Origin of the sequence: Uliginosibacterium sediminicola, from assembly GCF_039631295.1 — a bacterium.
In the GTDB taxonomy this organism is placed as follows: domain Bacteria; phylum Pseudomonadota; class Gammaproteobacteria; order Burkholderiales; family Rhodocyclaceae; genus Viridibacterium; species Viridibacterium sediminicola.
This window is the reverse complement of record NZ_JBDIVE010000001.1, coordinates 402165-428775: the sequence shown is the minus strand read 5'-3', so window position 1 is coordinate 428775 and position 26611 is coordinate 402165. Positions and strand designations below refer to the sequence as shown.

The 26611-nt window shown below is 63.2% G+C and carries 22 protein-coding genes; 14 read left to right on the top strand and 8 right to left on the bottom strand.

Annotation, left to right across the window (positions count from 1 at the left end):
- Positions 1 to 77: 77 nt before the first annotated feature.
- Positions 78 to 2069 (top strand): UvrD-helicase domain-containing protein, encoded by a 1992-nt coding sequence (locus tag ABDB84_RS02025; RefSeq protein ID WP_345918004.1) that lies wholly within the window; start codon positions 78 to 80, stop codon positions 2067 to 2069.
- Between the two features lie 128 nt (positions 2070 to 2197).
- A complete protein-coding gene (gene zwf, locus ABDB84_RS02020) occupies positions 2198 to 3682 on the top strand; it encodes a glucose-6-phosphate dehydrogenase (protein WP_345918003.1) in 1485 nt (494 codons plus the stop codon).
- Positions 3683 to 3702: 20 nt separating this feature from the next.
- Here the strand turns inward: zwf and ybaK are convergent, their stop codons facing one another.
- Together ybaK and ABDB84_RS02010 are read right to left on the bottom strand one after the other, a co-directional pair.
- On the bottom strand, positions 3703 to 4185 hold the full coding sequence (ybaK, locus tag ABDB84_RS02015; RefSeq protein ID WP_345918002.1) for a Cys-tRNA(Pro) deacylase: 483 nt from the start codon (positions 4183 to 4185) through the stop codon (positions 3703 to 3705).
- 1 nt (position 4186) lies between these two features.
- The gene (locus ABDB84_RS02010) at positions 4187 to 4534 is read right to left on the bottom strand and encodes an FKBP-type peptidyl-prolyl cis-trans isomerase (protein WP_345918001.1); all 348 of its coding nucleotides are present in this window, start codon (positions 4532 to 4534) and stop codon (positions 4187 to 4189) included.
- A 254-nt stretch (positions 4535 to 4788) separates the two neighbouring features.
- Between ABDB84_RS02010 and dctP the strand changes: the two genes are divergently transcribed.
- Both dctP and ABDB84_RS02000 read left to right on the top strand, forming a co-directional pair.
- Positions 4789 to 5709, top strand: a complete 921-nt coding sequence (gene dctP / locus ABDB84_RS02005; protein ID WP_345918000.1) for a TRAP transporter substrate-binding protein DctP — start codon at positions 4789 to 4791, stop codon at positions 5707 to 5709.
- Between the two features lie 20 nt (positions 5710 to 5729).
- Positions 5730 to 6530, top strand: a complete 801-nt coding sequence (locus ABDB84_RS02000; protein WP_345917999.1) for an alpha/beta hydrolase — start codon at positions 5730 to 5732, stop codon at positions 6528 to 6530.
- 5 nt (positions 6531 to 6535) lie between these two features.
- On the opposite strand, the gene ABDB84_RS01995 is transcribed toward ABDB84_RS02000, so the two are convergent.
- The 3 genes from ABDB84_RS01995 to ABDB84_RS01985 all read right to left on the bottom strand — a co-directional run bounded on the left by ABDB84_RS01995 (position 6536) and on the right by ABDB84_RS01985 (position 8839).
- Complete coding sequence (locus ABDB84_RS01995; protein WP_345917998.1) at positions 6536 to 6937, bottom strand: hypothetical protein; 402 nt, start codon at positions 6935 to 6937, stop codon at positions 6536 to 6538.
- 86 nt (positions 6938 to 7023) lie between these two features.
- Positions 7024 to 8520 carry a YifB family Mg chelatase-like AAA ATPase gene (locus ABDB84_RS01990; RefSeq protein WP_345917997.1) on the bottom strand — a complete coding sequence of 499 codons (1497 nt, stop codon included), beginning with the start codon at positions 8518 to 8520 and terminating at the stop codon, positions 7024 to 7026.
- Between the two features lie 82 nt (positions 8521 to 8602).
- A complete protein-coding gene (locus ABDB84_RS01985) occupies positions 8603 to 8839 on the bottom strand; it encodes an accessory factor UbiK family protein (RefSeq protein WP_345917996.1) in 237 nt (78 codons plus the stop codon).
- Between the two features lie 272 nt (positions 8840 to 9111).
- On the opposite strand from ABDB84_RS01985, the gene ABDB84_RS01980 reads away from it, so the two are divergent.
- The 4 genes from ABDB84_RS01980 to ilvA all read left to right on the top strand — a co-directional run bounded on the left by ABDB84_RS01980 (position 9112) and on the right by ilvA (position 13469).
- The gene (locus ABDB84_RS01980) at positions 9112 to 9879 is read left to right on the top strand and encodes a TorF family putative porin (RefSeq protein ID WP_345917995.1); all 768 of its coding nucleotides are present in this window, start codon (positions 9112 to 9114) and stop codon (positions 9877 to 9879) included.
- A gap of 55 nt (positions 9880 to 9934) precedes the next feature.
- Positions 9935 to 10273 (top strand): P-II family nitrogen regulator, encoded by a 339-nt coding sequence (gene glnK / locus ABDB84_RS01975; protein WP_345917994.1) that lies wholly within the window; start codon positions 9935 to 9937, stop codon positions 10271 to 10273.
- Positions 10274 to 10293: 20 nt separating this feature from the next.
- Complete coding sequence (amt, locus tag ABDB84_RS01970; protein ID WP_345917993.1) at positions 10294 to 11775, top strand: ammonium transporter; 1482 nt, start codon at positions 10294 to 10296, stop codon at positions 11773 to 11775.
- Positions 11776 to 11936: 161 nt separating this feature from the next.
- Positions 11937 to 13469 carry a threonine ammonia-lyase, biosynthetic gene (ilvA, locus tag ABDB84_RS01965; RefSeq protein WP_345917992.1) on the top strand — a complete coding sequence of 511 codons (1533 nt, stop codon included), beginning with the start codon at positions 11937 to 11939 and terminating at the stop codon, positions 13467 to 13469.
- Between the two features lie 19 nt (positions 13470 to 13488).
- Here ilvA and otsB read toward each other — a convergent pair whose 3' ends face one another.
- Together otsB and ABDB84_RS01955 are read right to left on the bottom strand one after the other, a co-directional pair.
- Entirely contained in the window at positions 13489 to 14259 is a 771-nt protein-coding gene (otsB, locus tag ABDB84_RS01960) for a trehalose-phosphatase (protein WP_345917991.1), read from the bottom strand.
- 1 nt (position 14260) lies between these two features.
- Positions 14261 to 16495 carry an alpha,alpha-trehalose-phosphate synthase (UDP-forming) gene (locus tag ABDB84_RS01955; protein WP_345917990.1) on the bottom strand — a complete coding sequence of 745 codons (2235 nt, stop codon included), beginning with the start codon at positions 16493 to 16495 and terminating at the stop codon, positions 14261 to 14263.
- A 202-nt stretch (positions 16496 to 16697) separates the two neighbouring features.
- Between ABDB84_RS01955 and ABDB84_RS01950 the strand changes: the two genes are divergently transcribed.
- Both ABDB84_RS01950 and ABDB84_RS01945 read left to right on the top strand, forming a co-directional pair.
- On the top strand, positions 16698 to 17819 hold the full coding sequence (locus tag ABDB84_RS01950) for an AraC family transcriptional regulator (protein ID WP_345917989.1): 1122 nt from the start codon (positions 16698 to 16700) through the stop codon (positions 17817 to 17819).
- Positions 17820 to 18104: 285 nt separating this feature from the next.
- Positions 18105 to 19268: a porin gene (locus ABDB84_RS01945; RefSeq protein ID WP_345917988.1), complete on the top strand. Its 1164-nt coding sequence runs from the start codon at positions 18105 to 18107 to the stop codon at positions 19266 to 19268.
- An 80-nt stretch (positions 19269 to 19348) separates the two neighbouring features.
- Here the strand turns inward: ABDB84_RS01945 and ABDB84_RS01940 are convergent, their stop codons facing one another.
- A complete protein-coding gene (locus ABDB84_RS01940; protein WP_345917987.1) occupies positions 19349 to 19924 on the bottom strand; it encodes a 5-formyltetrahydrofolate cyclo-ligase in 576 nt (191 codons plus the stop codon).
- Positions 19925 to 19995: 71 nt separating this feature from the next.
- Here ABDB84_RS01940 and ABDB84_RS01935 point away from each other — a divergent pair, with 71 nt between their 5' ends.
- From ABDB84_RS01935 to ABDB84_RS01920, 4 genes are all read left to right on the top strand, one after another.
- Positions 19996 to 21966 (top strand): lytic transglycosylase domain-containing protein, encoded by a 1971-nt coding sequence (locus tag ABDB84_RS01935; protein WP_345917986.1) that lies wholly within the window; start codon positions 19996 to 19998, stop codon positions 21964 to 21966.
- 74 nt (positions 21967 to 22040) lie between these two features.
- Entirely contained in the window at positions 22041 to 23003 is a 963-nt protein-coding gene (locus ABDB84_RS01930; protein ID WP_345917985.1) for a complex I NDUFA9 subunit family protein, read from the top strand.
- 2 nt (positions 23004 to 23005) lie between these two features.
- On the top strand, positions 23006 to 24040 hold the full coding sequence (gene murB / locus ABDB84_RS01925; RefSeq protein WP_345917984.1) for a UDP-N-acetylmuramate dehydrogenase: 1035 nt from the start codon (positions 23006 to 23008) through the stop codon (positions 24038 to 24040).
- A gap of 163 nt (positions 24041 to 24203) precedes the next feature.
- Positions 24204 to 26549, top strand: coding sequence for a pectate lyase family protein (locus ABDB84_RS01920; protein WP_345917983.1), 2346 nt, complete (start codon positions 24204 to 24206; stop codon positions 26547 to 26549).
- Positions 26550 to 26611: the final 62 nt, after the last annotated feature.

Genomic DNA, 26611 nt, shown 5'->3' with positions numbered 1-26611 from the left:
AAGTATTAGTCCAAACTTGAGGCCAAGCGGAGAATTAATTGTTTCCCCTTACCATCGGAATCCGATAAACCCACAACATGTTGTCAAAACTCAATCCCCCTCAGCGCGAAGCGGCGATGTACCTGGACGGCCCCTGCCTGGTGCTGGCTGGTGCCGGCAGCGGCAAGACCCGCGTGATCACCAGCAAGATCGCCTACATGGTGCGTGAATGCGGCATGGAGGCGCGCAATATCGCCGCCATCACCTTCACCAACAAGGCTGCGCGCGAAATGGAAGAGCGCGTCGGCAAGCTGCTCGAAGGCGGTCAGGCCAAGGGGCTGACGGTGTGCACCTTTCACGCTTTGGGGGTGCGCATCGTGCGTCAGGAGGCGAAGCTTGCCGGGCTCAAGCCGCAGTTCTCGATTCTCGATTCCTCGGACGTGATGCAGATCGTCGCCGATGTCGCCGGCAACAAGGACAAGGGCGTGGTCAAGGCCGTGCAGTGGGCGATTTCCTCGTGGAAGAACGCGCTGATCACGCCGGACGAGGCCGTCAAGCTGGTTACCGACGAGTCCACGGCGCTGGCCGCCAAGCTCTACCCGGCTTACGAAAAGACCCTGCGCGCCTACCAGGCGGTGGATTTCGATGATCTGATCGCGCTGCCGGTACGCCTGTTCGACGAGCATCCAGAGGCGCTGGAGCGCTGGCAGAACCGCTTGCGCTATCTGCTGATCGACGAATACCAGGACACCAATGGCGCGCAGTACAAGCTGCTCAAGCAGCTGGCCGGCGTGCGTGGCGCCTTCACTGCGGTGGGCGACGACGACCAGGCGATCTATGCCTGGCGCGGCGCCGACGTGAAGAATCTGTACGCCCTGCAAACCGATTACCCCAAGCTCAAGCTGATCAAGCTGGAACAGAACTACCGTTCCTCCAACCGCATCCTCAATGCGGCCAATACCCTGATCGCCAACAACGACAAGCTGTTCGAGAAAAAGCTGTGGTCCGAGCACGGCATGGGCGAGGCGATCCACATCGTGGCCGCGCGTGACGCCGAGCAGGAGGCCGAGATGGTGGCGATGAAGATCTCCAGCCATCGCTTCGAGCATCGCGCCAATTTCGCCGATTACGCCATTCTTTATCGCGGCAACCACCAGGCGCGCTTGTTCGAGCAGCAATTACGCAATCACAAGATTCCCTATGTGATCTCGGGCGGGCAGAGCTTCTTTGATCGCGCCGAGATCAAGGACATCACCAGCTACCTGCGCCTGATGCTCAATGCCGATGATGATCTGGCCTTCATCCGCTCGATCACCACGCCGCGTCGCGGCATCGGCGCGGCGACCCTGGAAGCGCTGGGCAGCTATGCCGGGCAGCGCCACATCGGGCTGTTCACCGCGGCTTTTGAGGAAGGCGCCGGCGAGCATGTGGCCAGCCGCCAGTTGGAGAGCGTGCGCGAGTTCTGCAACTTCATCAACAAGCTTGAATATCGCGCCTTGCGTGAGCCGGCCGCGCAGGTGCTTGAAGACCTGCTGCGCGCCATCGGCTACGAGGCGCACCTCTTCGAGAGCTGCGAGCTGCGCGAGGCGGAGAGCAAATGGTCGAACGTGCGCGACTTCGTCGAATGGCTGGGCAAGAAGGGCGAGGCTGACGGCAAGAACCTGCTCGAACTGGCGCAGACCGTGGCCCTCATCTCGATGCTCAACAAGGGAGACGAGGCGACGGATGCGGTGCAGCTGGCTACCTTGCATGCCTCCAAGGGGCTGGAGTTCCCGCATGTGTTCCTGGTCGGCGTCGAGGAGGGCATGTTGCCGCACCAGAGCAGCATCGACACGGACACCATCGAGGAAGAACGCCGCCTGATGTATGTCGGCGTGACCCGCGCGCAGCGCAGTCTGACCATCAGTTATTGCGAGCGGCGCAAGTCCGGCAAGGAGATCCGCACCGTCGAGCCGTCGCGCTTCATCGCCGAGCTTGGCGATGGGCTCAAGCACAGCGGCGGCAAGAAGGCCGAGCCGGTGTCGCAGGAAGATGCACTGGCCAAGCTGGCCAAGCTGCAGGCCATGTTCAGCACCCCGCCGAAGACCTGACAGCATCCGCCCGCGACGCGCCGACATTCAGGGATCCGCATGGCGGCCATGTTGACCGGCGAACTGGTCGCTGGACGCATTGAAGGGTTAGACTGCCGGTGCACCCTTCAGTGTTTCCGGAGTCCGGCATGAGTTCATCCTCCTCGCGCACCATCCAAGTCAGTCCTTTCGACCTCGTTGTTTTCGGCGGTACCGGCGATCTGGCCGCCCGCAAACTGCTCCCCGCGCTGTTCCATCGTGATGCTGCCGGACAGATTCCGGACGATGCGCGGATCATCGGCGTGTCGCGCCGCCCGCTCTCGCGCGAAGCCTATGTCGACGTGGTGCGCGCCGCGCTGGACCAATTCGTCAAGACCGCCGACAAGACGCCCGAAGCGGTCGACCGCTTCGTCGCACGCATCCATTACCTGCCGGCTGATGCCTCCAGCGAGGCCGGCTGGGGCGATCTGGCCAGCTTGCTGAACAGTGGTTCGGAGCGCGTGCGCGCCTTCTACTTTGCCGTCTCGCCGGATCTTTTCGCGCCGCTCTCGCAGCGCATCCGCCAGTTCGGCCTGGTCACGCCGGAGAGCCGCGTGGTGCTTGAAAAGCCGCTCGGCAAGGATGGCGCCAGCGCTCGTGCCGTCAATGACGCGGTGGCCGAGGTGTTCGCCGAAAGCCAAGTATTCCGCATCGACCATTACCTGGGCAAGGAGACGGTGCAGAACCTGATGGCGCTGCGCTTTGCCAACCGCCTGTTCGAGCCGCTGTGGAACAGCACCCACATCGACCATGTGCAGATCACCGTGGCCGAAGACATCGGCGTCGGCGACCGCAGTGGTTACTACAACACCTCGGGCGCGATGCGCGACATGCTGCAGAACCACATCATGCAGTTGCTCTGTCTGACCGCCATGGAACCGCCAGATGCCTTTGAAGCCGACGCCGTGCGCGACGAAAAGCTCAAGGTGCTCAAGGCTTTGAAGCGCATCGATGACCGCAATGCCGAACAGATGACGGTGCGCGCCCAGTACCGCGCAGGTTCGGCTGGCGGCAAGCCGGCAGCCGGCTATCTCGACGAGCTGGGCGAGGACAGCAAGACCGAGACCTTCGTCGCCATTCGTGCCGAGATCGCCAACTGGCGCTGGGCGGGGGTGCCGTTCTTCCTGCGCACCGGCAAGCGCCTGACCAAGCGCACTTCGGAGATCGTGGTGAACTTCCGCCCGATCTCGCACAACATTTTCGATGCGACCGCTGGACGCGTCAGCCAGAACCGCCTGATCCTCCGGCTGCAGCCGGACGAAGGCGTGACTCTGGAAGTGACCATCAAGGACCCGGGCCCCGGCGGCATGCGCTTGCGCCGCATTCCGCTCGACATGAGCTTTGCCGAGACTTTCGGTGTGGCCAATCCGGACGCTTACGAACGTCTGCTGATGGACGTGATTCGCGGCAATCAGACCCTGTTCATGCGTTCCGACGAAGTGGCGGCGGCCTGGCAGTGGGTTGATCCGATCTATGCCGCCTGGGCCAATAACGACCAGCGCGTGCACGGCTATGCCGCCGGCACCTGGGGGCCGTCGGCCGCCGTGGCGCTGATCGAGCGCGACGGCCGCACCTGGTTCGAAGATTCCGAGTAAGCGGCCGGTGGCCGCGCGGCTCAGGCCGCCGCGTCCACCAGCTCGGGCTTGAGAATGTCGATCACCACTTGCGGTGACAGACCGACCAGATAGCCGCGCTTGCCGCCATTGATGTAGATCTTCGGCAGCGCGGCGATGCTCGCCTGCATATAGACCGGCATCGCCTTGCGCGTGCCGAAGGGGCTGGTGCCGCCGACCTGGTAGCCCGAGTGACGGTCTGCCGTGGCCGGGGCGCAGGGGCTGATCGTCTTGACGCCCAGATGACGCGCGAGGTTCTTGGTCGATACCTCGCGGTCACCGTGCATCAGCACGATCAGCGGACGGTGCTGCTCGTCTTCCATGATCAGGGTCTTGATCACCGCATGCTCATCGACGCCCAGCTCGCGGCTGCTCACAGCGGTGCCACCTTTTTCCTCATAGGCGTAAAGGTGGTCGCTGTACTCGGCCTTGTGCTGGCGCAGCACGCGGACGGCTGCGGTGACCGGAGTCTTCTCCTGCGCCATGTCAGGCGATATCGAGCAGTTCCACTTCGAACACCAGGGTGGCATTCGGCGGGATCACGCCGCCGGCGCCGCGTGCGCCATAGCCCAGTTGCGGCGGAATGGTCAGCTTGCGGGTGCCGCCGATCTTCATGCCTTGCACGCCTTCGTCCCAGCCGGCAATGACGCGACGGCCGCCGAGCGGGAAGGAGAAAGGATCGTTGCGGTCCTTGCTCGAATCGAACTTGCTGCCATCGGTCAGCCAGCCGGTGTAGTGCACGATGACGTGCTGGCCGGCTTGCGCTTCGGCGCCGTTACCGACGATCAGGTCTTCGATGATGAGGCCGCTGGCCGTGGTGATGGGGTCTGCCATGAGTTTTCCTAACGTGAGATACATCCAGACGGTACTGACGCGTGGCGCGGAATTGCGCGACGCGAGCCGCTGGACGGGATTTTCGCAAATCCTGCCACTTAGGGCACACAATCGTGCATTGTCATGTTCATAGCAAGCAGCGCAAAATTGCCGGGCTTTTAATATTTCATGGATCTCTCTGGCAGGGACTCTGGAGACACATCACTATGCGAAGACTTTGGGTCATTGGCCTCTTACTCGCGATGCAGTGCGCCGTGGCGGCACCTGTGCCGCTCAAAGGCTGGGTACTGGAGAACGCGGACTATCCCAATCATCAGGGTTTGGTGCGTTTCTTCGAGCTGTTCAAACAGGACACCCAGGGGCGTTTTGAAGGCAAGGTGCTGTGGCGCCAGGATCTGGGCGCGCAGAAAGACATCCTGCCCAAATTCAAACAAGGTGAGCTGGATTTTGCGGTGCTGAGCAATGCTGCGCTGACCGATGCGGTGTCCGAGATGGAGGTGCTGTCGCTGCCCTTCCTGTTCCGCGACCAGGAACACATGCTGCGCGTGCTCGATGGCGACATCGGCAAAGGGCTGGAGAAGCAGCTGGCCAGCAAAGGCTTCATCGTGCTGGCCTGGTATAACGGCGGCTCGCGTTCCTTCTATTCGCGCAACAAGGCGCTGCGCTATTCGACCGATTTTGACAAGCTGCGCATGCGCGTGGCCAACCGCGAGACGATGATCAATATGGTCAAGTCCCTGCATGGCGAGCCCAGCACCATCGCTTTCGACAAGGTCGCTGATGCACTCAAGAACGGCGAACTCGACGCTGCCGAGAACGACCTCATCTCTTACGAGCTCTCCGAGCATTACAAGTACGCGCCGTATTTCGTCTTCAGTCACCACAATGTGTTGCCTGAAGCGCTGGTCGTGTCGACGCAGCGCTGGGCCGCGCTGAGCGAGGCGGACAAGGCGCTGGCGCGGCAGGACGCGGTCAAGTCGGCGCTCTACATGCGCCAGCAGCGCGCCCAGCTGGAGAGCACGGTGCGCGCCCGCCTTGAAAAGCGAGATGGTGTGAAGTTCAGCACGCTCAAAGGCTCGGACAACTTCGTGGCGCGCATGAAAGACACCTACGCACCGGTCGTCAAGAACCAGCAGGCGACCGAGCTGATGCTGCGCATCATGACCAGCAACTAGCACGGGACAGGCTGCGCCCCATGGCATTTCGCGAGCCCCCTGAACTTGAACTGCTGAGCCTGCCGGCACAGGGCGCTGCACGTACGCCTATCCTCTTCATCCATGGTGCTTATGTCGGCGCCTGGGTGTGGCAAGAGCACTTCATGCCGTTTTTTGCTGCACGCGGCTGGCCGGTGTGGGCGCTGTCGCTGTCTGGCCATGGCGGCAGCGATGGCCATGCCACGCTCGACGCCTTCTCGCTCGATGATTACGTCGCCGATGTGGCGCGGGTGGTCGCGCAGCTGCCTGCGCCGCCAGTGCTGATCGGCCATTCGATGGGCGGCATGGTGGTGCAGAAGTATCTGGAGCAACACCGCGCCAGCGCTGCCGTGCTGCTCGCCTCGGTACCGCCGGACGGCCTGTTCAGCGCGACGCTGGGACTGATGATGCAAAAGCCGCGTTTGCTGATGGAGCTCAACAAGATCATGGGCGGCGGCTCGCCCCATCTGGAAACCCTGCGTGAAGCCCTGTTCCACCAGCCCGTCTCGCCGCAGCGCCTGAAAGACGTGTTTGAACGCTGCCAGCCCGAATCGATGCGCGTGCTGTGGGACATGACGCTGTTCAACCTGCCGCGCCTGGCGAGCATGCAGCGCCCGCCAATGCTGATTCTCGGCGCGGCCGAGGATCGTCTGGTGCCGGCCGCCGAGGTCGAGCGCACCGCCCGCATCTATGACTTGCCGGTGCAGATCCTGCCTGCCATGGGCCACGGCATGATGCTCGAAGAGACCTGGCAGCAACCCGCTCAGCGGATTGCCGACTGGCTGCTCGCCGAGGGGCTGTAGCTGCTTTAATTGGCGGGCGTTTCAACCGCCCGCACGTTGTTGACGAAGTAGCTGGTTTCGCCAAAGCAGCTGCTGGGAATGCCGATGTGCTGGTCGTAGTGCAGCGCGACGCGCTTGCCGACCAGCTGGTTGATCTGCTCGGCGACCGCATCGTCACGTACGGAGAATGGGAAAACCTCGGCCGGCTGACCCGGCAGATTGACCATCGCCAGCTCCCCCTCCCAGGTCTTGCACAGCCAGCCCTTGCGCGAGAGCTTCTGCACGTAGCCGGCGCGCTCGCCATCCGAGTAGCTCCAGTTCAGCACCACCCACAGGTACGCTGCGCAGAGTGCGATGAGCAGGAGCAGGGCGGCCAGGCCAAAGAGGAGAATCTTGCCCGACTGGTGTGAGGATGCAGTGGATGACATGAAGGCCCCGGTCTGAGTGCGGATTTGAATGCTGATTGCGGCGCAGTTTACAGGCAATCTGTTGCAGATGCTGCAGCGCAGGCCAATCAGCGCGCGGACAGGGCGCGACGGTATTGCAGGGCTTCGGCGAGGTGTGGCGCGCCAATCTGCGGCGCATCGGCCAGATCGGCAATCGTGCGCGCCACTTTGAGGCAGCGGTGGTAGGCGCGCGCCGAGAGCCCGAGTTTGTCGGTGGCTTGGGCAAGCAGTTTGAGCGCACGCTCGTCTGCCACACAATGGTGCATGACGCCCGCGCTATCGAGGTGCGCGTTGCTGCAGCCCTGGCGTGCGTGTTGCCGGGCATGGGCGGCGATGACGCGCTGGCGCACCGCCGCCGTCGTTTCACCGGCGGGCGCGTGCTGCAGACTGGCGGCATCGAGTGCGCCGACTTCCAGCGTCAGATCGATGCGATCCAGCAGCGGCCCGGAGAGCTTGCCGAGGTAGCGTGCAATCTGGTCCGGCGTGCAGCGACAGGCGCGTTGCGGGTGACCCAGGTAGCCGCAGGGGCAGGGATTCATTGCGGCGATCAGCTGGAAGCGCGCCGGGAAGTCCACCCGCTGTGCCGCGCGCGAGATGGTGATGTGGCCGGTTTCCAGCGGTTCGCGCAGGGTTTCCAGCACACGGCGGTCGAATTCGGGCAGCTCATCGAGAAACAGCACGCCATGGTGGGCCAGCGAGATCTCGCCAGGGCGTGGATTGGCGCCGCCGCCGCTGAGCGCAGCCGGGCTGGCCGAATGGTGCGGCGCGCGGAATGGGCGCTGCCGCCAGCGTGCCGTATCGAATGGCCCATCCAGCGATTGCAGGGCCGCCGCTTCGAGCGCCTGTTCTTCGTCCAGCAGTGGCAGCAAGCCGGGCAGGCGGCTGGCCAGCATCGATTTGCCGGTGCCCGGCGGGCCGTAGAGCAGGGCTGAATGCATGCCTGCTGCGGCGACCTCCAGCATGCGCCGCGCCGGCGCCTGACCGCGCACATCGGCCAGGTCGGGGTAGTGCGGCTCGCAGCCCTGCGCTGCAGCGCTGAACGCCCGTAGCTCGGACAAGCCGTTCAGGTGGGCCACCACTTCGAGCAAGCTGCGCGCGGGCAGGATCTGCACGTTCTTCACCAGCGCGGCCTCGGCTGCATTGTCAGCGGGCAGGATCAGCCGGCGTCCCGAGCGGGCGGCGCGCCAGGCCATTGCCAGGGCGCCACGCACCGGTCGTAGCTCGCCGCTGAGCGAGAGTTCGCCAACCATTTCATAGTCGGCCAGCTGGGCATTCTTGACTTGATCGCTGGCGGCGAGAATGCCGACGGCAATCGGCAAGTCGAAACGCCCGCTCTCCTTGGGCAGGTCAGCGGGGGCGAGGTTGACGGTGATGCGCCGGTTGGGGAATTCGAACTGGCAGGTGGCGAGGGCAGCACGCACGCGATCACGTGCTTCCTTGACCTCGGTGTCGGGCAGGCCTACCAGTGAAACACAGGGCAAGCCGCTGCCCAGATGGACTTCGACGGTGACTTCAGGCGCGTCCATGCCGGCGAGCGCCCGACTTTTGATCAGGGCCAGTGTCATGCCGCAAGCCTAGCAAAGCGGCATCTTTCAGCTGGCAGGCCTGCCCTTCAGGACAAGACGGCCGCCGGCCTGGATGCGCTGCTCAGCTCTTGCGTGCTTCGAGCTCGGCAATGCGCGCTTCGAGCTGGCTAAGTTGTTCGCGGGTGCGTTGCAGGGCTTCGCGCTGCAGTTCGAAGTCTTCCCGCGAGACCAGATCCAGGCGCGATACAAGGCTCGCAAACAAGGCGCGGGCGTTCTTTTCCATGTCGCGTGCGGGGCTGTGGGACAGCAGTTCCGAAAAACGGTTGCCGAATTCGTCGAGTAGCTTGGTATTGATCATGATGGAATCTCCGGAACGAGGCAGACAGTGTGTACCGAATCTGCTTTTTGGGTAAAGCCTGTGCAGTGTGCAGCACTTACCACACAGGCTATGATTGAATGCACCAGATGCGTGCATCGGCGTCGTGCAGGCTCGTGGCTCGATGCACCAGTCTCGCGCTTGCAAGGAAAAAAGCCCATGAATACCGTGCCTTGTGCTGCTTGAAAAGTATTGGCACGAATCCCGCTTAGTGGTCGTGCCTTTTTACTGTTCAATTTTCAAGGAGTGACTAAATGCGCCTTACCCTGATCGCTGCATCCGTGCTGGCTGTCCTGAGCGTTGCCCCGGCTTTCGCTGAAGATGCACCGTCTCCGGTGACCGGCAACTTCACCATCGCATCAGAGTACGTTTATCGCGGCATCGCTCAAACCAACCGCAAGCCGGCCGTGCAGGGCGGTCTTGATTATGCGGGTCCTTTCGGCCTCTACGCGGGCACCTGGGCCTCCAGCATCAGCTGGCTCTCCGACTCCGCGCCGGGTGTAAGCGCTCCGATGGAATGGGACTTCTACGGCGGTATCAAGTTTCCGGTCGGTCCGGTTGGCCTGGACTTCGGCGTTCTGAAGTACTACTACCCGGGTACTTACCCTACTGGTTTCGCCAGTCCTGACACGCTGGAGGTTTATGGCGCTGCCAGCTATGAGTTCGCAACGTTCAAGTATTCCTACTCGCTGACCAACCTGTTCGGTGCTCAATCGACCCAGCTGAATGGTTCGCTGAAGAAGTCCGAAGGCAGCCAGTACTTTGACCTGTCGGCCAATCCGGATCTGGGCGGTGGCTTCACGCTGAACCTGCACGTCGGCCGTCAGCTGGTGGCCAACTTCCCGGGTGCTTCCTACAACGACTGGAAGGCTGGCGTGACCAAGGATGTGAAGGGTTGGGCGGTCGGTCTGGCTTACATCGGTACCAGCGCCCGGGCTTCTACCGGCGACTTCTATCGCAGCGTGCTGAACCGCGATCTGGGTTCGGACCGTATCGTGGCCACGGTCGGCAAGACCTTCTGATTTTCATTTAACCAGGCGCGGCATCTCCGATGTCGCGTCTGCACAAGGAGCTGCCATGAAATTCGTAACAGCCATCATCAAACCCTTCAAGCTCGACGAAGTGCGTGAAGCACTTTCGGCCATCGGCGTGCAGGGCGTGACCGTCACCGAAGTCAAGGGTTTCGGTCGTCAAAAGGGCCACACCGAGCTGTATCGCGGCGCGGAATATGTGGTTGATTTCCTGCCCAAGGTGAAAATCGAAGTGGCGATCTCGGACGACCTGCTCGATCAGGTCATCGAGGCCATCGAGAAGGCCGCCAACACCGGCAAGATTGGCGACGGCAAGATCTTTGTTTTCGATCTTCAACAAGCTATCCGCATCCGTACCGGTGAAACCGGCGGCGATGCTCTGTAATTTTTGAGAGAGACGAGAAAATGAAAAAACTCTTCGCCATTGTGCTGACAGCGCTTGCTGTCACGCTGTCCGGCGGCGCTTTTGCCGAGGACGCGAGTGCACCCGCTGAGGCCGCTTCGGTGGCCGCACCGGCTGCAGAGGCTCCTGCTGCTGCTGATGCATCGGCACCCGCTGCTGCGGCACCGGTCGTCACGATCAACAAGGGTGACAATGCTTGGCTGATCGTTGCCACGGCGCTGGTCATCCTGATGTCGGTGCCGGGTCTGGCGCTGTTCTACGGCGGTTTGGTGCGTACCAAGAATGCGCTCTCGGTGCTGATCCAGGTCTTCGTTGTGTTCTCGCTGATCAGCGTGCTGTGGGTGGTCTATGGCTACTCGCTGGCGTTCACCGAGGGCAATGAATTCTTCGGTGGGCTGAGCAAGCTGTTCCTGGCTGGCGTGACGCCGGATTCGATCGCGGCAACCTTCACCAAGGGTGTCGGCATCTCCGAGCTGATCTACGTGGCCTTCCAGGGCGCCTTTGCTGCCATTACCGTGGCCCTGATCCTCGGCGCCTTCGCAGAACGCATCAAGTTCTCGGCCGTGCTGGTGTTCTCGGTGATCTGGTTCACCTTCTCCTACCTGCCGATGGCGCACATGGTCTGGTACTGGGCGGGTCCGGATGCCTACACCTCGGCTGATGCAGCTTCGGCAGCTGGCGCGACGGCGGGTTACCTGTTCCAGAAGGGCGCGCTCGACTTCGCCGGCGGTACCGTGGTGCACATCAACGCCGCTGTTGCGGGTCTGGTCGGTGCCTTCCTGGTTGGCAAGCGCGTGGGTCTGGGCAAGGAGTCCTTCGCTCCGCATAGCCTGACGCTGACGCTGATCGGCGCCTCCCTGCTGTGGGTGGGTTGGTTTGGTTTCAATGCGGGTTCGGCACTCGAAGCCAACGGCGTGGCAGGTCTGGCCTTCGTCAATACCTGGGTTGCTACTGCGGCGGCTGCGCTGTCCTGGCTGCTGGCTGAATGGCTGATCAAGGGCAAGCCTTCGCTGCTGGGTGCCGCTTCGGGTGCTGTGGCAGGTCTGGTGGCCATCACCCCGGCTGCTGGCTTCGTCGGTGTGGTCGGTGGCATCGTCATCGGTCTGCTGGCAGGTGTCGTCTGCCTGTGGGGTGTCAATGGCCTGAAGCGTCTGCTCGGTGCTGATGACGCACTCGACGTGTTCGGTGTGCACGGCGTGGGCGGTATCCTCGGCGCGCTGCTGACGGGTGTGTTTGCTGCGCCTTCGCTGGGCGGTTCGGGCATCTGGGACTACGTCACCAATGCCGTGGCGCCTGATTACTCGATCACCTCGCAAGTCATCATCCAAGCCACTGGCGTGGGTGTGACCATTGTCTGGTCGGGTGTTGTGGCGTTCATCGCCTACAAGATCGTGGATATCTTCATCGGCCTGCGTGTGCCGGAAGATGAAGAACGTGAAGGTCTGGATGTCACCAGCCACGGTGAGTCGGCCTACCACTATTGATGTGATCAGGGTCTGCGCAAGCGGATTCTTCGGGCGCCCTTCGGGGCGCCCTTTTTTGTCTACGTGCGGGCGCATTTGCCTGCTGAGGCCATGCTCCGCTTGAGTCTTGTCGCGACTTCGGGGCGATAATCGAGGCTCTTGTCTTTTCACTTCCTGATGCCATGCCCCAAACAGTCTGCCCCAGCGACGACTACCTCGAACGCATCCTCAATGCCCAGGTGTATGAGGCGGCCATCGAGACGCCGCTGGACCTGGCCAGCAATCTCTCGCAACGCACCGGCAACCGCATCTATTTCAAGCGCGAAGACTTGCAGCCGGTGTTCTCCTTCAAGCTGCGCGGCGCCTACAACAAGATGGTCAAGCTCTCCCGCGAGCAGGCTGCACGCGGGGTGATCTGCGCATCGGCAGGCAACCACGCGCAGGGCGTGGCCTTGTCGGCGCAGAAGCTGGGTATGCGTGCGGTGATCGTGATGCCGCTGGCGACACCTTCGATCAAGGTCGATGCGGTGCGCGCACGTGGCGCCGAGGTGGTGCTGCATGGCGAGTCCTACGACGAAGCCTATGCTCATGCTCGTACCCTGGAGGCCGAGCAGGGACTGTGCTTCGTGCATCCCTTTGACGATCCGGATGTGATCGCCGGGCAGGGCACCATCGGCATGGAGATCCTGCGTCAGCATCCGCGGCATATCGATGTCGTCTTCTGCTGCGTGGGCGGCGGTGGCTTGCTCGCCGGCGTGGCGGCCTACATCAAGCGCCTGCGGCCGCAGACGCGACTGATCGGCGTGGAAGCCGTCGATGCCGATGCCATGGCGCAGTCGATGGCGGCAGGCCGGCGCGTGCAGCTTGCCCAGGTCGGCCTGTTTGCCGACGGTGCGGCAGTCAAGCTGGTTGGCGAGGAAACCTTCCGGCTATGCCAGAGATATGTCGACGAGATCATCTGCGTCGACAACGATGCAATCTGTGCGGCGATCAAGGATGTCTTCGAAGATACCCGCTCGATTCTGGAACCTGCCGGTGCGCTCGCCGTGGCCGGCGCCAAGGCCTGGCTCAAGCGCGAGCAGGCGCAGGGGCTGGAAGTGGTGGCGGTCGCCAGCGGCGCCAACATGAACTTTGATCGCCTGCGTTTTGTCGCCGAGCGCGCCGAGCTGGGCGAGCAGCGTGAAGCGATCCTGGCCGTCACCATTCCCGAGCAACCGGGCAGCTTCAAGGCCTTCTGCGCTCAGCTTGGCGGGCGCAACATCACCGAATTCAACTATCGCTTCAGCGATGCCCATCAGGCGCATGTCTTCGTCGGCCTGGCCATCCGCGCGCGCCACGAGGCGAGCGAGCTAGTTGCGGCGCTTGGGCAGCAAGGCTTGCCGGCAATCGACCTGACTGACGACGAGATGGCCAAGTCGCACATCCGCCACATGGTCGGTGGTCGCGCCACGCTGGCGACCAATGAGCGCTTGTACCGCTTCGTCTTCCCCGAGCGGCCGGGCGCGCTGTTTAAATTCCTTGAGAATCTGCACTCGGGCTGGAACATCAGCCTGTTCCACTACCGCAACCACGGTGCAGATTTTGGCCGTGTGCTGGTGGGCATCCAGGTGCCGCCGCAAGACGCCGAGGCCTTTGATGGCTTCTTGCAGCGCCTCGGCTATGACTGGGTGGAAGAGACTTCAAGCATGGCCTACAAGCTGTTCCTGGGCGGCTGAAACCTGGCCGCACCGGGACTCAGGCGTGCGGCGCCAGCGCTTGCAGCATGTGCATCAACAGGGTCTGCACTTCGCTATCGTCGTGCAGGTAATACTGCGCTGAGCTCGCTTCATGGGCACCGACCTTGATCGACAGGCAGTGGCTGCGCGTCATCGCGTAGCGGAACACTGGCTCGTCATTTTCGTCGTCGCCGAGGAAGATCACCGTGGCCAGCTGCAGGCGATCGAGCAGGGCGGACAAGGCGCCGGCTTTGTCCGGCGAGTCGCCAGCGACGATATTGACCACGCACTTGCCCGCCGATTGTTGCAGCTGCGCGGGCAAGTCCTGCAGCAGGCGGGCAATGCACTGGCGCGCGCGCGGATGATCGTCCGCCTGTCGGTAATGCAGCGCGAAGGATTGCTGCTTGTCCTCGACGCTGACGCCCGCTGCGCGCAGTTCATCGGCATGTTCGGCAATCTTTTGACGCAGCCCGGCCAGCGCCTGGGAGGCGCCGACGACACGATATTCACCTTCGACCAGCGACTCCGCGCCGTGCTGACCGACAATTCCGCGCGGTTCGAAACCCAGCCTGGATTGCGCGTCGCGGATGCTGCGGCCGGTCAGGATGGCGACTGCGCAGCGCTCGCTTAGCTGCTGAAGCGTGCTCAGTGATGCGGAGGGAATGCTCGCCTCGGCGGGTTTGGCGACGATGGGGGCCAGGGTGCCGTCGAAGTCGAAAGCCAGCAGCGGGCGTTGTTGCATGTAGTTGCGTAGCACCTGCAGACCCTGGGCGGAGAGAATGTGTTCCACCTCAGTCCTCCCGGCGCCGGCGCACGCGCGCCTCGATCCGCTCGCGCAGGCGCCAGCGGCTGGCGTCCGAGAGAATGTGGCCCGCCCAGCGGAAGACATTGAATTCCTGCACGGTCATGCGCATGCTGGCCAGACGCTCGCGCTGTTCGTCGGCTGGCATCAGTAGCGCACGCTGCATGGCCTGCGCCACATCTTCGACGTGGTATGGATTGACCAGCAGCGCTTCGCTGAGTTCGCGTGCAGCGCCCGTGAAACGGCTCAGGATCAGGACGCCTTGTTCATCATCGCGCGCTGCGACAAATTCCTTGCTGACCAGATTCATGCCGTCGTGCAGGCTGCTGACCACGCAGACGGCGGCGGCGCGGTAGAGCCTGGCCAGCCAGCGCTGATCATGCTGCACATTCTGCAGGATGACGGGCGTGTAGCCTGCGCGACCGAAGCGCGCATTCAGCGCTGCAACCATGTCATGCACTTTGGCGTGTAGTCCTTGATAGTCAGCCAGCGCGCTGCGCGTGGGCGCGGCGATCTGCAGCAGGCTGACTTCGCCAATCCACTGTGGATTGTGCTGCAGCAGGTGTTCAAAGGCTTGCAGGCGCTCGATGATGCCCTTGGTGTAATCGAAGCGGTCCACGCCGAGAATGATGCGTTGTCCGGCGCGCAGCCCCAGCTGGCTGAAGACTTCATCGCGACAGTTCTGAGGGCTGGGCCAGTCGGCGCTGGCGGCAGAGCCCGGCCACTCGATCGAAATAGGATAGCTTTCGACGAAGCTGGTCTCGCCACGGAAGGAGATCGTCGAGTGTTCGTGTTCGACGCGTGCTTCGAGATAGCGGTCGACGGTCTCGATGAAGTTCTGGCTGTGGTTGCGTGTCTGGAAGCCGAGGATGGTGCTGCCCAGCATGCCTTGCAGGATTTCGCGTCGCCAGGGGCAGATGCCGAAGGATTCGGGATTGGGCCAGGGGATGTGCCAGAAAGCGAGAATCGTTGCCCGCGGCAGACGCTCGCGGATCATCGCTGGCAGCAGCGCGAAGTGGTAGTCCTGTACGAGAATGACCGGATCTTCGCTGTGTGCTTCGGCCACCACGGCATCGGCGAAGCGCCGGTTCACCGCGCGGTAGGTCTCCCAATCCGACTCGCGGAAAGTTGGCCGGATGTGAACCATATGGCATAGCGGCCACAGCCCTTCATTGGCAAAACCATTGTAGTAGCCGCGCACTTCTTCGTCGGACAGCCAGATGCGGCGCAGTGCGTAATCCTTGTGCCCGGGTGGCAGCATCAGACGGTCATGCGCATCGACGAACTCGCGGTCGGCGCTGCCGCTGCCGTGTGCGATCCAGGTGCCAGAGCAGGCGCGCATCACCGGCTCCACGGCGGTGACCAGGCCGCTTGCCGGGCGGCGGACGATGGTTTGTTCGCCCTGCCATTCGTGGATATAGGGCTCGCGATTGGAGACGACGATGATTTCATCGCCGCTCAGTTGTGTGCGCAGCAGGGTGCGCAGGCGCTCGGCCGTCCAGCGTGCATCGCTGCCCTGGGCGAGGCGGTATTCATCTTCGAGGTCACGCAGGCGCAGGCGCAGATCGGCAATGAAGGGTTCGAGTTCGCGCCGCGTGGAGCCTGGCAGCGCATCGTGACCGTCGCGGTGGAGAATGCCACGCACGCTGGAAATCCAGCCGCGCCAGCTCATCTGTGCCACCACCATGGTGATCAGCAGGATGGCAAAGCCTAGTCCCAGCACGAACATCAACAGCTGACGGCGCGCGTCACCGGTGCGGCGCTCGACGAACTTCAGATCATGCAGCAGTACCAGCTTGCCCAGTAGCCCGCTATCGGAGCTGACCGGATACACGCCGATATGCACAGGCCCGCTCTCGGACTGCCAGGAGGGGTCGGTTTGCGCAGCGATGACGGTGGCCTGCTTGCAGCTCAGTTCAGCAGGGTAGGCACTGCTGTGCAAGCCCAGCACATCAGCCGGCAAGCACAAGGCGACGGCAACCAGGCGCTCGTCCTTGACCGTGCGCTCGAACAGGTGCTCAAGCCGGTAGCGCTGCCCGGTTGCCAGCGAGTCGGCGATGGAGTCGGAAAAAGCACTGGCCAGCAGAGAGCCGCGCATGTGCAGATCGCGCGAAAACCAGCGCAGCGCGAGGCGGTCCATGACGCCGAGTACCACAACACTGCCGATGATCAGGGTGATGATCAGCGGCACCAGGAAACGCAGCTGCAGTTTGAGAAATCGCATGGCAAGGAGTCAGGAGCGGGACCGAGGGGGCGCGATGTGCGCGGCAAGCTTGGCAGATCCGCCGCCAAAAAGCTCGCTGCACTGCCCGGTGTGTCCGGCTGCGTGGCGCAAGCGGCAGGCTGCTACTACACTCCACGCTCGGTCATCATCGAATGCACGGGATAATAAAATGGGAGCGAGACGCTTGGAGGCCCCTCAGGTCATGTTGGTTCTGGGTACTAGCCAGACTTTTCATCGCGAGATCATCGCCGGTGTCGGCGCGTATGTGCGCGAACGCAGTCTGAACTGGATCCTGAGCCTGGAACGGGATATTGCGCCGGGTGCGGTGATGCCGGCCTTGATCGTCGATGCCGATGCACATGCCGAGGCGCTGGCTGGTGTGGCTGCGGGGCGCATGCTGGTGTGCGTGGGCAGTGCTGCGAGCACGCCTTGCCCCGTCGGCGTTCCGCTGGTGTGTTCCGATAACGCTGCGCTCATCGCCCTGGCGCTGTGTCATCTGCACGATGTCGGGGTACGCCAGCTGGCCTTCTGTGGCAAGTCCAAGTACGCCGGGCGCGTGTGGGCGCGTGAGCGCCTGGCGGCGTTTGTGCAGCAGGCGGCCTCGGTGGCGATTGATCCTGTCGTCTATGCGGCGGATGCGGCCAGCGACGAGGACGAGCGGCGCATGCTGCACGACTGGGTCGCCAACTTGCCGCCGAGAACCGGCATCGTGGCGGTCAATGATTCGACCGCACGGGATTTGTTGCACGTATGCAACAGTTTGCAGCGCGAAGTGCCCGACGATCTGACCATCGTGGGCATCGACAATGACCCCTTGGTCGACGCCCTGACGCCGACCCCTATTTCATCGGTTATCCAGGGGGCGCGCGAGATCGGGCGCAAGGCCGCTGAATTGCTGCATCGCCGCATGCGTCAGCAGGCTTTGTCCGAGCGCTGTGTTGCGGTCCAGCCGAGTGGTTTGCAACTGGCCAAAACCAGTCGCCATACGCGGATCGCCGATATGCTTAACAAGGCCATCGCTTATATCGCTGCGCACGTGGGCGAAGGGATCAAGGCCGAGCAGGTGGCGCATCACGTGGGCATGTCACGCTCGGCGCTCGAACGCTCTTTTGAGGCCAGGCTTGGCCGTACGATCCATGATGAGATCCTGCAGACGCGCCTTGCGCTGGCCAAGCAGCTGCTCAGCAATCGCCACTTGAGCGTTGCCGAGGTCGCTGAACGCTGTGGCTTCCGTACCCAGCAATACATGCACGTGGTGTTCAAGCGTGAGCTTGGCTGTACGCCTGGCGAGTTTCTCAAGGGGCAGGTCGGTGAGACGATTTGAAGAACACAATTGTGCGCCGCAGCGTGCGAAGTTGAGCGTGCCGCGGGCTGAGCATGCGTTTTGATTCCGTCTTTCCCCATTTTGTTTTTGAGGAGAATGCATTTTGCATTTGTGTTGAAAAAACACAAACAACGCGCGGGGAAAATGAAATTGAGGGGGGGCGTCCATGTTTGTACAAATGCGCTGACCCCGCGCACAAACGGTCACATTTTTCTCAGGTCCTATTGCACTCAGCAGTCAATGGACGTGATCGGCGGGGGCCTTTAATAATAGGAGGAACTACCCGTGATCAAGAATTCTCTTCAGCACTCCGCACCGCTGCAAATCAAATGCCTGGCCCTGCTGGTCGGTGGCCTGCTGTCTGGCGCCGCTTTCGCACAAACTTCCGTCACCATCGGCGGTAAGGTTGATGTGGGTTACCAATTCGCTCGCACCACGGCTGCCGATTCGGCTGCTGGCGGCGCTAACGGCGGCGGCACCACTGAAACGATGACTGACGGTTCGGCGACCTCTTCCCGCGTCACCTTCGTTGCCAAGGAAGATCTGGGTTCGGGGATGTCGGCTGAAGTCAATATGGATCTGCGTTTCTCGGGTGGCTACGAGCAAGGCAAGACCGGTCTGACGACCTCGGACAAGCGCGTTCTGATTCTGCGCTCGCCGATCATCAATGCGTTGTGGGGCGTGGGTAACTTGGGTGGGCAACAATATTTTGGCGTGACCGAAAAGCCCTACATGATCGCTCCGAAGGATCTGGAAATCGTCAAGTTCGGCGTTTCGCAACTGCGTGAATCCTCGCTGACCAGCCGTAACACCACGCTGTTCACCAACCCGATCACGGTTGGCCCGGTGACCGCGCTGTTCCACACAACCTACGCGATTGGTGATGGTCGTGCTTCCGGTACCAGCAATGTTTCTAGCGTCAGTGCGGGTGATGTCCGTGCCGCTGGTCTGGAACTGAAAGTCGGCAACATGTTCAGCCTGGGTTCGGACTACAACCAGCGTCAGAGCACTTCGGTTGCTGCGGCCCGCAACGGCATGATCTGGACCCACACCTTTGTGAATGTGAAGCCGCTGACCGGCCTCAAGCTAGCGGCTTCGTTCAATACCTACCGCGGTTACAACGCGGTTGAAGGTGGCGCCTTCCAGGAAAAGAACACCAACTTCGTGGCCGCTTACAACTGGAACAGCAAGCTGGAGCTGGGTCTGGCAATCTCGCACCTCAATGACCTCGGCGCCAATCGCAACAGCGGTAAGGCCTGGATGGCGGGCGCGTCGTACTTCCTGACCAAGAACACCTTCGTGTATGTCGCTCGCAGCAAGACCAGCTTCGAGCGCAACCAGGGCACGATCTCCGGCGGCAAGTACGACGGTACGGCCACCGGCTTCATCGGCAACATCTCCAAGTCTGATGCTGCGCTGACCCGCGTCGGTATCGTCAAGGAGTTCTGAGCCAGCAGCGCTCGCAGATTTCCCTCATGTAGTAATTTGGGCCCGCCTTGTGCGGGCCTTTTTTCTGAATTCGCGCTGGCTCAGGCTATGCGCATGCATGCCTGTTCAGTGACAATCCAGTCGAGCGGCTGATCGAACTCGTTTTCATCGATACGTGTCAAACGCCCAAGTTCGAAGCCATAGCCAATCGTCACTGGCGCGGGCTGCAGTTCGGCGAGCGTGCGGTCGAAATAGCCGCCGCCATAGCCGAGGCGGTAGCCGCGCGCATCAAAGCCATTGAGCGGGATCAGCAGGATCTGCGGCTGCAGCCAGGGGCCGCTGGCCGGGATCGGGATGTCGTAGTCGCCCTGGACCATCTCCGCGTCGGCCGACCAGGCGCGGAACTGCAGCGGCTGCTGGCGGGCGACCACCACTGGCAGCGCGGCCTGGCGCTCGCTGGCGCCGGCCAGCCAGTGCAGCACGGCGCTGCGCACATCTGCTTCACGGCGATGTGGCCAGCAGAAGCCGAGGGTGCGCTCGCTGCGCGTCTCCAGCAGCGCCTGCAGTCGGGCAAGCAGGTTGGCTTCGCGTGCGGCATGCTCGGCGGGCGGCAGCGCCTCGCGCGCGCGGATCAGTGCTTCGCGCAGGGCTTTGCGGTCCGGATATGAAGTTTGCACGTGCTATGCTCCGACGCGATTTCAGATGATTTGCCGTGAGGAAGAGGGTTGTGGCGGGAAGATGTTACGTGATGGGAAAGGCTTTGTGCCGCGTCTGGCTGCTGCTGTCCTGCGTGGCGCTCAGCGGCATGGCCCGTGCCGACGTGGATCCGGTCGATCTGGCGGATCGGCGCATCCTGACTGCGCGCGATGCGGCCACGCGCGGCGATGCGGCGCGCCTGGAACAACTGCTGGCGACGCCCTCGACGCATCCGCTGGAGCCCTACATCGGCTACTGGCTGCATGCGGCGCGCTTGGCGCGCGGCCTCGATGCCACGCAGCTGCCGGCGATGCGCGCCTGGCTCGACGCTAATGACGGCAGCTATCTGGCCGAGCGTCTGCGCAGCGACTGGCTCAAGCGCATTGGCCGCGAAGGTCCGTGGAGCGCCTTCAATGAGGAATACGCCAAGCTGCAGCAACCGGATATCGAGCTGCAGTGCTTCGCCATCCGCGCCGGCAATCTGACGGCGGCAACGGCCTTGCAGGCACTCGATGCGCAATGGCTGAGCCTGATGGATACGCCCGAGAGCTGCATGGCGCCGCTGCAATCCCTGCTCGAAAGCGGCCGGCGCAGCCGCGAGGACGGCGACTGGCGACTGCGTCGTCTGGTCGAGGCCAACCGTCTCACCGGTGCACGGCAGATGCTGCCCCTGCTGGATGACGCGCCGGACGCCATCGGCCTGGGACGCGTGTTCGAGAACCCGGATCGTTACCTGGCCAGTGCCGCCGCGCAGAATGGCGGCAGTCGTGGCGCACGCGAGCTGGTACTGGCCGCGCTGGCGCGCATGCGTGGCGATCCGCGCACGGCGATGGCGCGCTGGCGCCAGCTCGACGACAGCCGCTACAGTGCCGCCGAGCGTGCCTACGCGCTGGCGCAGATCGGCTGGGGCGCGGCGATTGCCTTGCTGCCCGACGCCAATGACTGGTTTGCGCGTGCCCGCGCGCTCAGCCCGCGCTTGCCGATGAGTGATGAGCAGGCGGCCTGGCAGGTCCGTGCGGCGCTGCGCGTTGGCGACTGGGCCGGCGTGCAGGCGAGCATCGAGCGCATGGGCGAGGCGCAGCGAGGGCTGCCCGAATGGACTTACTGGCGCGCTCGCGCGCTGCAGGTACAGGGGCGTACGGCCGAAGCGCAGGCACTCTACGAGCGCCACGCTGGCCAGCCGAATTTCTACGGCATCCTGGCCGCCGAAGCGCTGGGGCGCAGTTTACTGTGGCCGCAGCCGGCACAGCCACCCAGTGTGCAGGAGATGCAGCGTGTCGAAGCGACTGGTGACGTGCAACGTGCGGCTGCGCTGTTGCGCTTGAACATGCGCACCGAGGGCCAGCGCGAATGGGCCTGGGCGCTGCGCAATGGCGATGACCGCTGGCTGCTGGCCTGCGCCGAGTTTGCGCGCCGCCTCGGTTACTACGACCGCGCCATCGCCGCCGCAGACCGCACGCGCAGCCAGCACGATTACAGCCTGCGTTACCTGGCACCTTACTACGATGTGTTTGCACGCGAGGCGCGCGTGCGCCAGCTCGATCTGCACTGGCTGTATGGTTTGACGCGGCAAGAGAGTCGCTTCGTGATTACCGCACGCTCCTCGGTTGGCGCGCAAGGCCTGATGCAGATCATGCCGGCGACCGGACGCATGGTGGCGCGGCAGATCGGCGTGAGCGACTATGCCCAGCGCGATCTGGCCGAGACCGGCTTGAACGTGCAGCTGGGTGCGGCCTATCTGCGCAACGTGCTCGATAGTCTTTCCAATTCGCCGGTGATGGCTACCGCGGCCTACAATGCGGGGCCGGGGCGTGCGCGCCGCTGGCGTGACACGCGGCCGCTGGAAGCGGCGATCTATGCCGAAACGATTCCGATCACCGAGACCCGTGATTACGTCAAGAAGGTGCTGGCCAATACGATTGCCTATGCTGTATTGCTGGATGGCCGCCCGATGTCGCTGACGCGCTTCATGGGCAGCATCCCGGCCAGCACCGGCGAGCCGGCGGGCGACCCCCTGCCTTGAGGGCCGGCGCAGCGCGTTTTCGCGGCGCGCCCGGAGCAGGTTTTCAGCAAGTTTGAGCAGACAAGGCGGCAAGCATGACAGTGCGTACGGTAGTTCTGGTGGGTGGCAGTGGTTTCATCGGCTCACGGCTCGCGCAGCGCCTGGCGAGTCTCGATGTGCGGGTACTGATCCTCACCCGTCATGCGCGACACGCTGCCGAGTTGCGTCTCTTGCCCCAGGTGGAATTGATCGAAGCCGATGTGCTGGACGCCGCGCAGCTGACCGCCGTGTGCGCCCGCGCCGATGCGCTGGTCAATCTGGTCGGCGTGCTGCACTCGCCGGCCGGTGATCCCTACGGCCCGGCTTTCGCCCGCGCCCATGTCGAGCTGCCGCGCCAGCTGGTCGCCGCCGCGCGCGCAGCAGGACTCAAGCGCCTGATCCACATCAGCGCCCTCGGTGCCGATGCTGGCGCGCCCTCGGCCTACCAGCGGTCCAAGGCGGCTGGCGAAGCAGTGATCCGCACCGCTGGCGTCGATCTGGACTGGACCATTTTCCGCCCCTCGGTGGTGTTCGGGCCGCACGACCAGTTCCTCAATCTGTTTGCCCGCCTGCTGCCATTCGCGCCGGTGTTTCCGCTTGGCGGCGCGCAGGCAGGTTTCCAGCCGGTGTTCGTCGATGATGTGGTCGAGGCTATCTGCCACGCCCTGTTCAAGCATGAGGGCATTGGCGAGGTGCTGGAGCTCGCCGGTCCGCGCCGTTACACCTTGGCTGAGCTGGTGCGCTATGTGGCGCGCCTGAGCGGGCGCTGCAGCCTCGTGGTGCCGCTGCCCGAGCCCTTGGCCATGCTGCAGGCCGCTTGTCTGGAGTGCCTGCCCGGCCCCCTGATGAGCCGCGACAATGTGCTCTCGATGCGTCGTGATAACTTCGCCAGCGGCGCTGCGCTGCCCTTTGGCCTGCAGCCCACCGTGCTGGAGCAGGTGGCGCCGCAGTGGCTCGGCGCGCCGACGGCGGTGCGCGGCCGTTTCAACCGCTTGCGCCAGGGGGCGCGCCGCAACTGACCATGTATCTGCCGATTTTCGAAAATACGCCGCTGACCGATCTCAACACCCTGCGCCTGCCCGCACGCGCCGCGCGCTATGCCGAAATCCATTCGGCCGAGCAGCTGATCAAGCTGGTTCAGCGCGGTGATCTGGCCGGGCAGCGCGTGGTGGTGCTCGGCGGGGGCAGCAATGTGGTGCTGCAAGGCGATCTGGATGCCTTTGTGCTACATGTTCGCGTACCGGGGCGAGTTCTCGTCGACGAGCTCGATGACGCCTGGATCGTGCGCGCCGGGGCTGGCGAGCGCTGGCAGGACTTCGTCAGCTGGACCGTGGCGCAAGGCTGGGGCGGGCTGGAGAACCTGTCGCTGATTCCCGGTACCGTCGGCGCCGCGCCGATCCAGAACATCGGCGCTTATGGTGTCGAGGTGGCGGATCGTTTCTTCTCGCTCGAAGCGGTCGATCTGAAAAGCGGTCATGTGCTGAGTTTCGACAAAGCCAGCTGCCAGTTCGCCTATCGTGACAGCTTGTTCAAGCAGCCCGAGGCCAGTGGCCGCTTCGTCATCACCTCGGTCAGCTTCCGCCTGCCCAAGGCCTGGCAGCCAGTGACCGGCTATGCCGATGTGGCGCGCGAGCTGGCCTTGCAGCAGATCGACTCACCCAGCGCACAGGATATTGAGCGCGTGGTGACGGCGATCCGCACGCGCAAGCTGCCCGATCCGGCGCTGCTGCCCAATGCTGGTAGCTTCTTCAAGAATCCGGTGGTCAGCGCCGAGCAGTTCCAGCGCTTGCTGGCGCAATGGCCGCAGCTGCCACATCACCCGCAGCAGGACGGCAGTGTCAAGCTGGCGGCCGGTTGGCTGATCGAGCAGGCCGGCTGGAAAGGTCAGCGCCTCGGGCCGGTCGGCATGTACGAACGCCAGGCCTTGGTGCTGGTCAACCATGGCGGTGCCACGGGGGATGATGTGCTGCGCCTGCAGCGCCTGGTGATCGAAGCCGTGCACAGCAAATTCGGTGTCACGCTGGAGCGCGAGCCGGTACTGTTGGCGCGCGTCTGAACCTCCCCCGATCTGCTGCGCTGCGGCACATAAAACATTTGACGCGCATGCGTACGGCGTATTGAAAAGTCTATATAGTTGCCGGACAAAACAAAGCCCGCCACCGGCAGGGTGAATACGTAGCTGCACCAAGCAGCTGACGAATCGGCGAGGAGACACAACGATGCACGTGCGTTACGCAGGGATGGCGGCCGTCGCGCTGGCCACCGGTATTCTGGTGGCCTGTGGTGGCAATAGCGGGAGTACTGACAGCAGCAGTGCGGTGGCAAGCAGTTCGGCCTCCAGCGCTTCATCAAGTTTGACTGTGGCAAGCAGCACCTGCCCGGCGATCAGCCTGAGCGGCACCGACGCACAGACGCTCACCGGCGCTGCAACCCCCTTGCAGACCGCGCTCTACGGCATACGCGATTACTCCGCGCCGGTGCTGGTCTCCGGCCTGCATGATCCGAAGAACTACCTCAAGGCACCGGTGCTGCCGACCTGGCAATTTGCCACCAGCGATCCCACCGGCGGCGCGCTCAGTGCCCTCGAATGCGATGTTGCGCCGGATACCGGCTGGCACAGCTATACGCGCACCAGCGGCACGGCGAGCACGATCACGCATGGCAAGGTCGTCGTAACCGGCGGACGCAACGCTACGCGCGACCATATCTACACCGTTTATAACGGTCAGCAGCTGGTGGCGGCGATCAACGCGGCCGGGCTCGCACCGAAGATCATCCGCGTCGTCGGCCACATCGACATGCGCTGGCGCAACAACAACACCATCTTCGAGGAATACACGAGCTACCTCGACCAGAAGATGGGCGGCTCGATCAGCATTCCGTCGAACACCACCCTGGTCGGCATCAACGATGCCAGTGGCAACCCGGCGCGCATTACCGGCACCACGATACTGATCGGTGGCGAGCTGACCAATGGCGGCAGCGATCCGCAGGTGGATTTCGAGAACTGGATCAAGGCCGGCAAGGACGGTGACCAGTACCCGACCTGGACGCGCAACGTGATCATCCGCAATCTGCGCATCGACACGCCCTGGGACGTCAATCCCGAGGATTCGGCCAATGCCTATGCTGATGGCGTGACCATCTCGCGCACGCAGAACCTGTGGGTCGATCACATCTCGATCAGCGATGGCGACACGCCGGATTCGCTGGCCAGCGATACCCGTCATGATGGCGCCATCGACATCGTGCGCGGCTCGGACTACGTGACCCTGTCCAATAGCTATATCGAGAAGCACCACAAGACGACGCTGGTTGGCAACGGTGACTCGGGCCGTGCCTGGAGTGACCAGGGGCGCCTGCACACCACTTTCACCGGCATGTGGTGGGCAGGGACCAGTTCGCGTCTGCCGCTGATCCGCTTCGGTCAGGCGCACTTGTTCAACAATTACATTGAAGGCAGCACGACGACCAGCAATGCCGACCTCAAATACGAGAGCGGCACCGATGTGCGCTACATGTCCAATGTGATTCTGGAGAGCAACTACTACAGCTTTACCGGCCTCAAGCCCAAAGAAGTCTGCGGCAAGCTGGTGTCGGGTGGCACCACCAAGAGTGCGCTGGGCTACCGCAGCCTTGGCACGCATCTGTTCATCAGCGACAAGGATGACAACGGCAAAGCCTGGGCGACGGTCTTCACGGGGCCGATCAGCATCGATCTGAGCTGCGCCAGCGAGACCCTGGCCGCGCCGGCCACTGCCGACGCCTGGCTGCCGCCCTACAGCTATACGGCGGTGTCCGCCGATGTTGCCTATGCCACCATCCGCGCCAATAGCGGGCCGGGCAAGATCGGCCTGTTCAATACGGCTGGCACGAACCGCGACTCGGTGTACAACAGCACTTCGTCGAGCAGCAGTTCCAGCGTCGCCAGCAGCGTGAGTAGCAGCGCCGCGAGCAGTGCGGCCAGCAGCACTTCAAGTGCGAGCAGCAGCACGAGTAGCAGCACATCTTCGAGCGCCTCCAGCGGCAGCACGCTGAGCACCAGCTGGTCCGAGACCTTCGACAGCGCGACCGATGCGACCTTGTTCACCACCAGCTACGCGAGCTTGCCGAGCGATGCCAGCAAGCCGGCCTACATCAAGGTCAGCGGCACGGCGACGGTCAGCAGCGGGGTGCTCACGCTGACCGGCGGACGCTTGGTGATCGGTGCGCTGGCCTCGGATACGAGCACCAATGCCACCACGGCGAGCTCCACACCGGGCGGCATCTTCAACGTGATCGGCAAGTCTTGCTCCCTGGTCATCAATGCTTCGGCGGCTGGGACCGGGACTGGCAACTTCCAGGTCTATGTCGACAACAACACGACCAGCTCAAGCGCTTCGCCGCATGGTTCAGGCTCTCGCGTTTTTGCCGCTCCGGCGACGAACATCGTTGCGGGCACCACGAATATCAACTGGACGCTCAACGACGCAGCCTGGAGCGGTAGCACCGGCTCCTTCATCATGCTGCGTACCGAGTCGAGTACCTCGGTGTTCATCAACAGCTTCACGTTCAGCTGCAGCTAAGCGCCGGGCGGCACCAATAAAAAGGCGGTGATCGCAGGATCACCGCCTTTTTTTACGCGCCG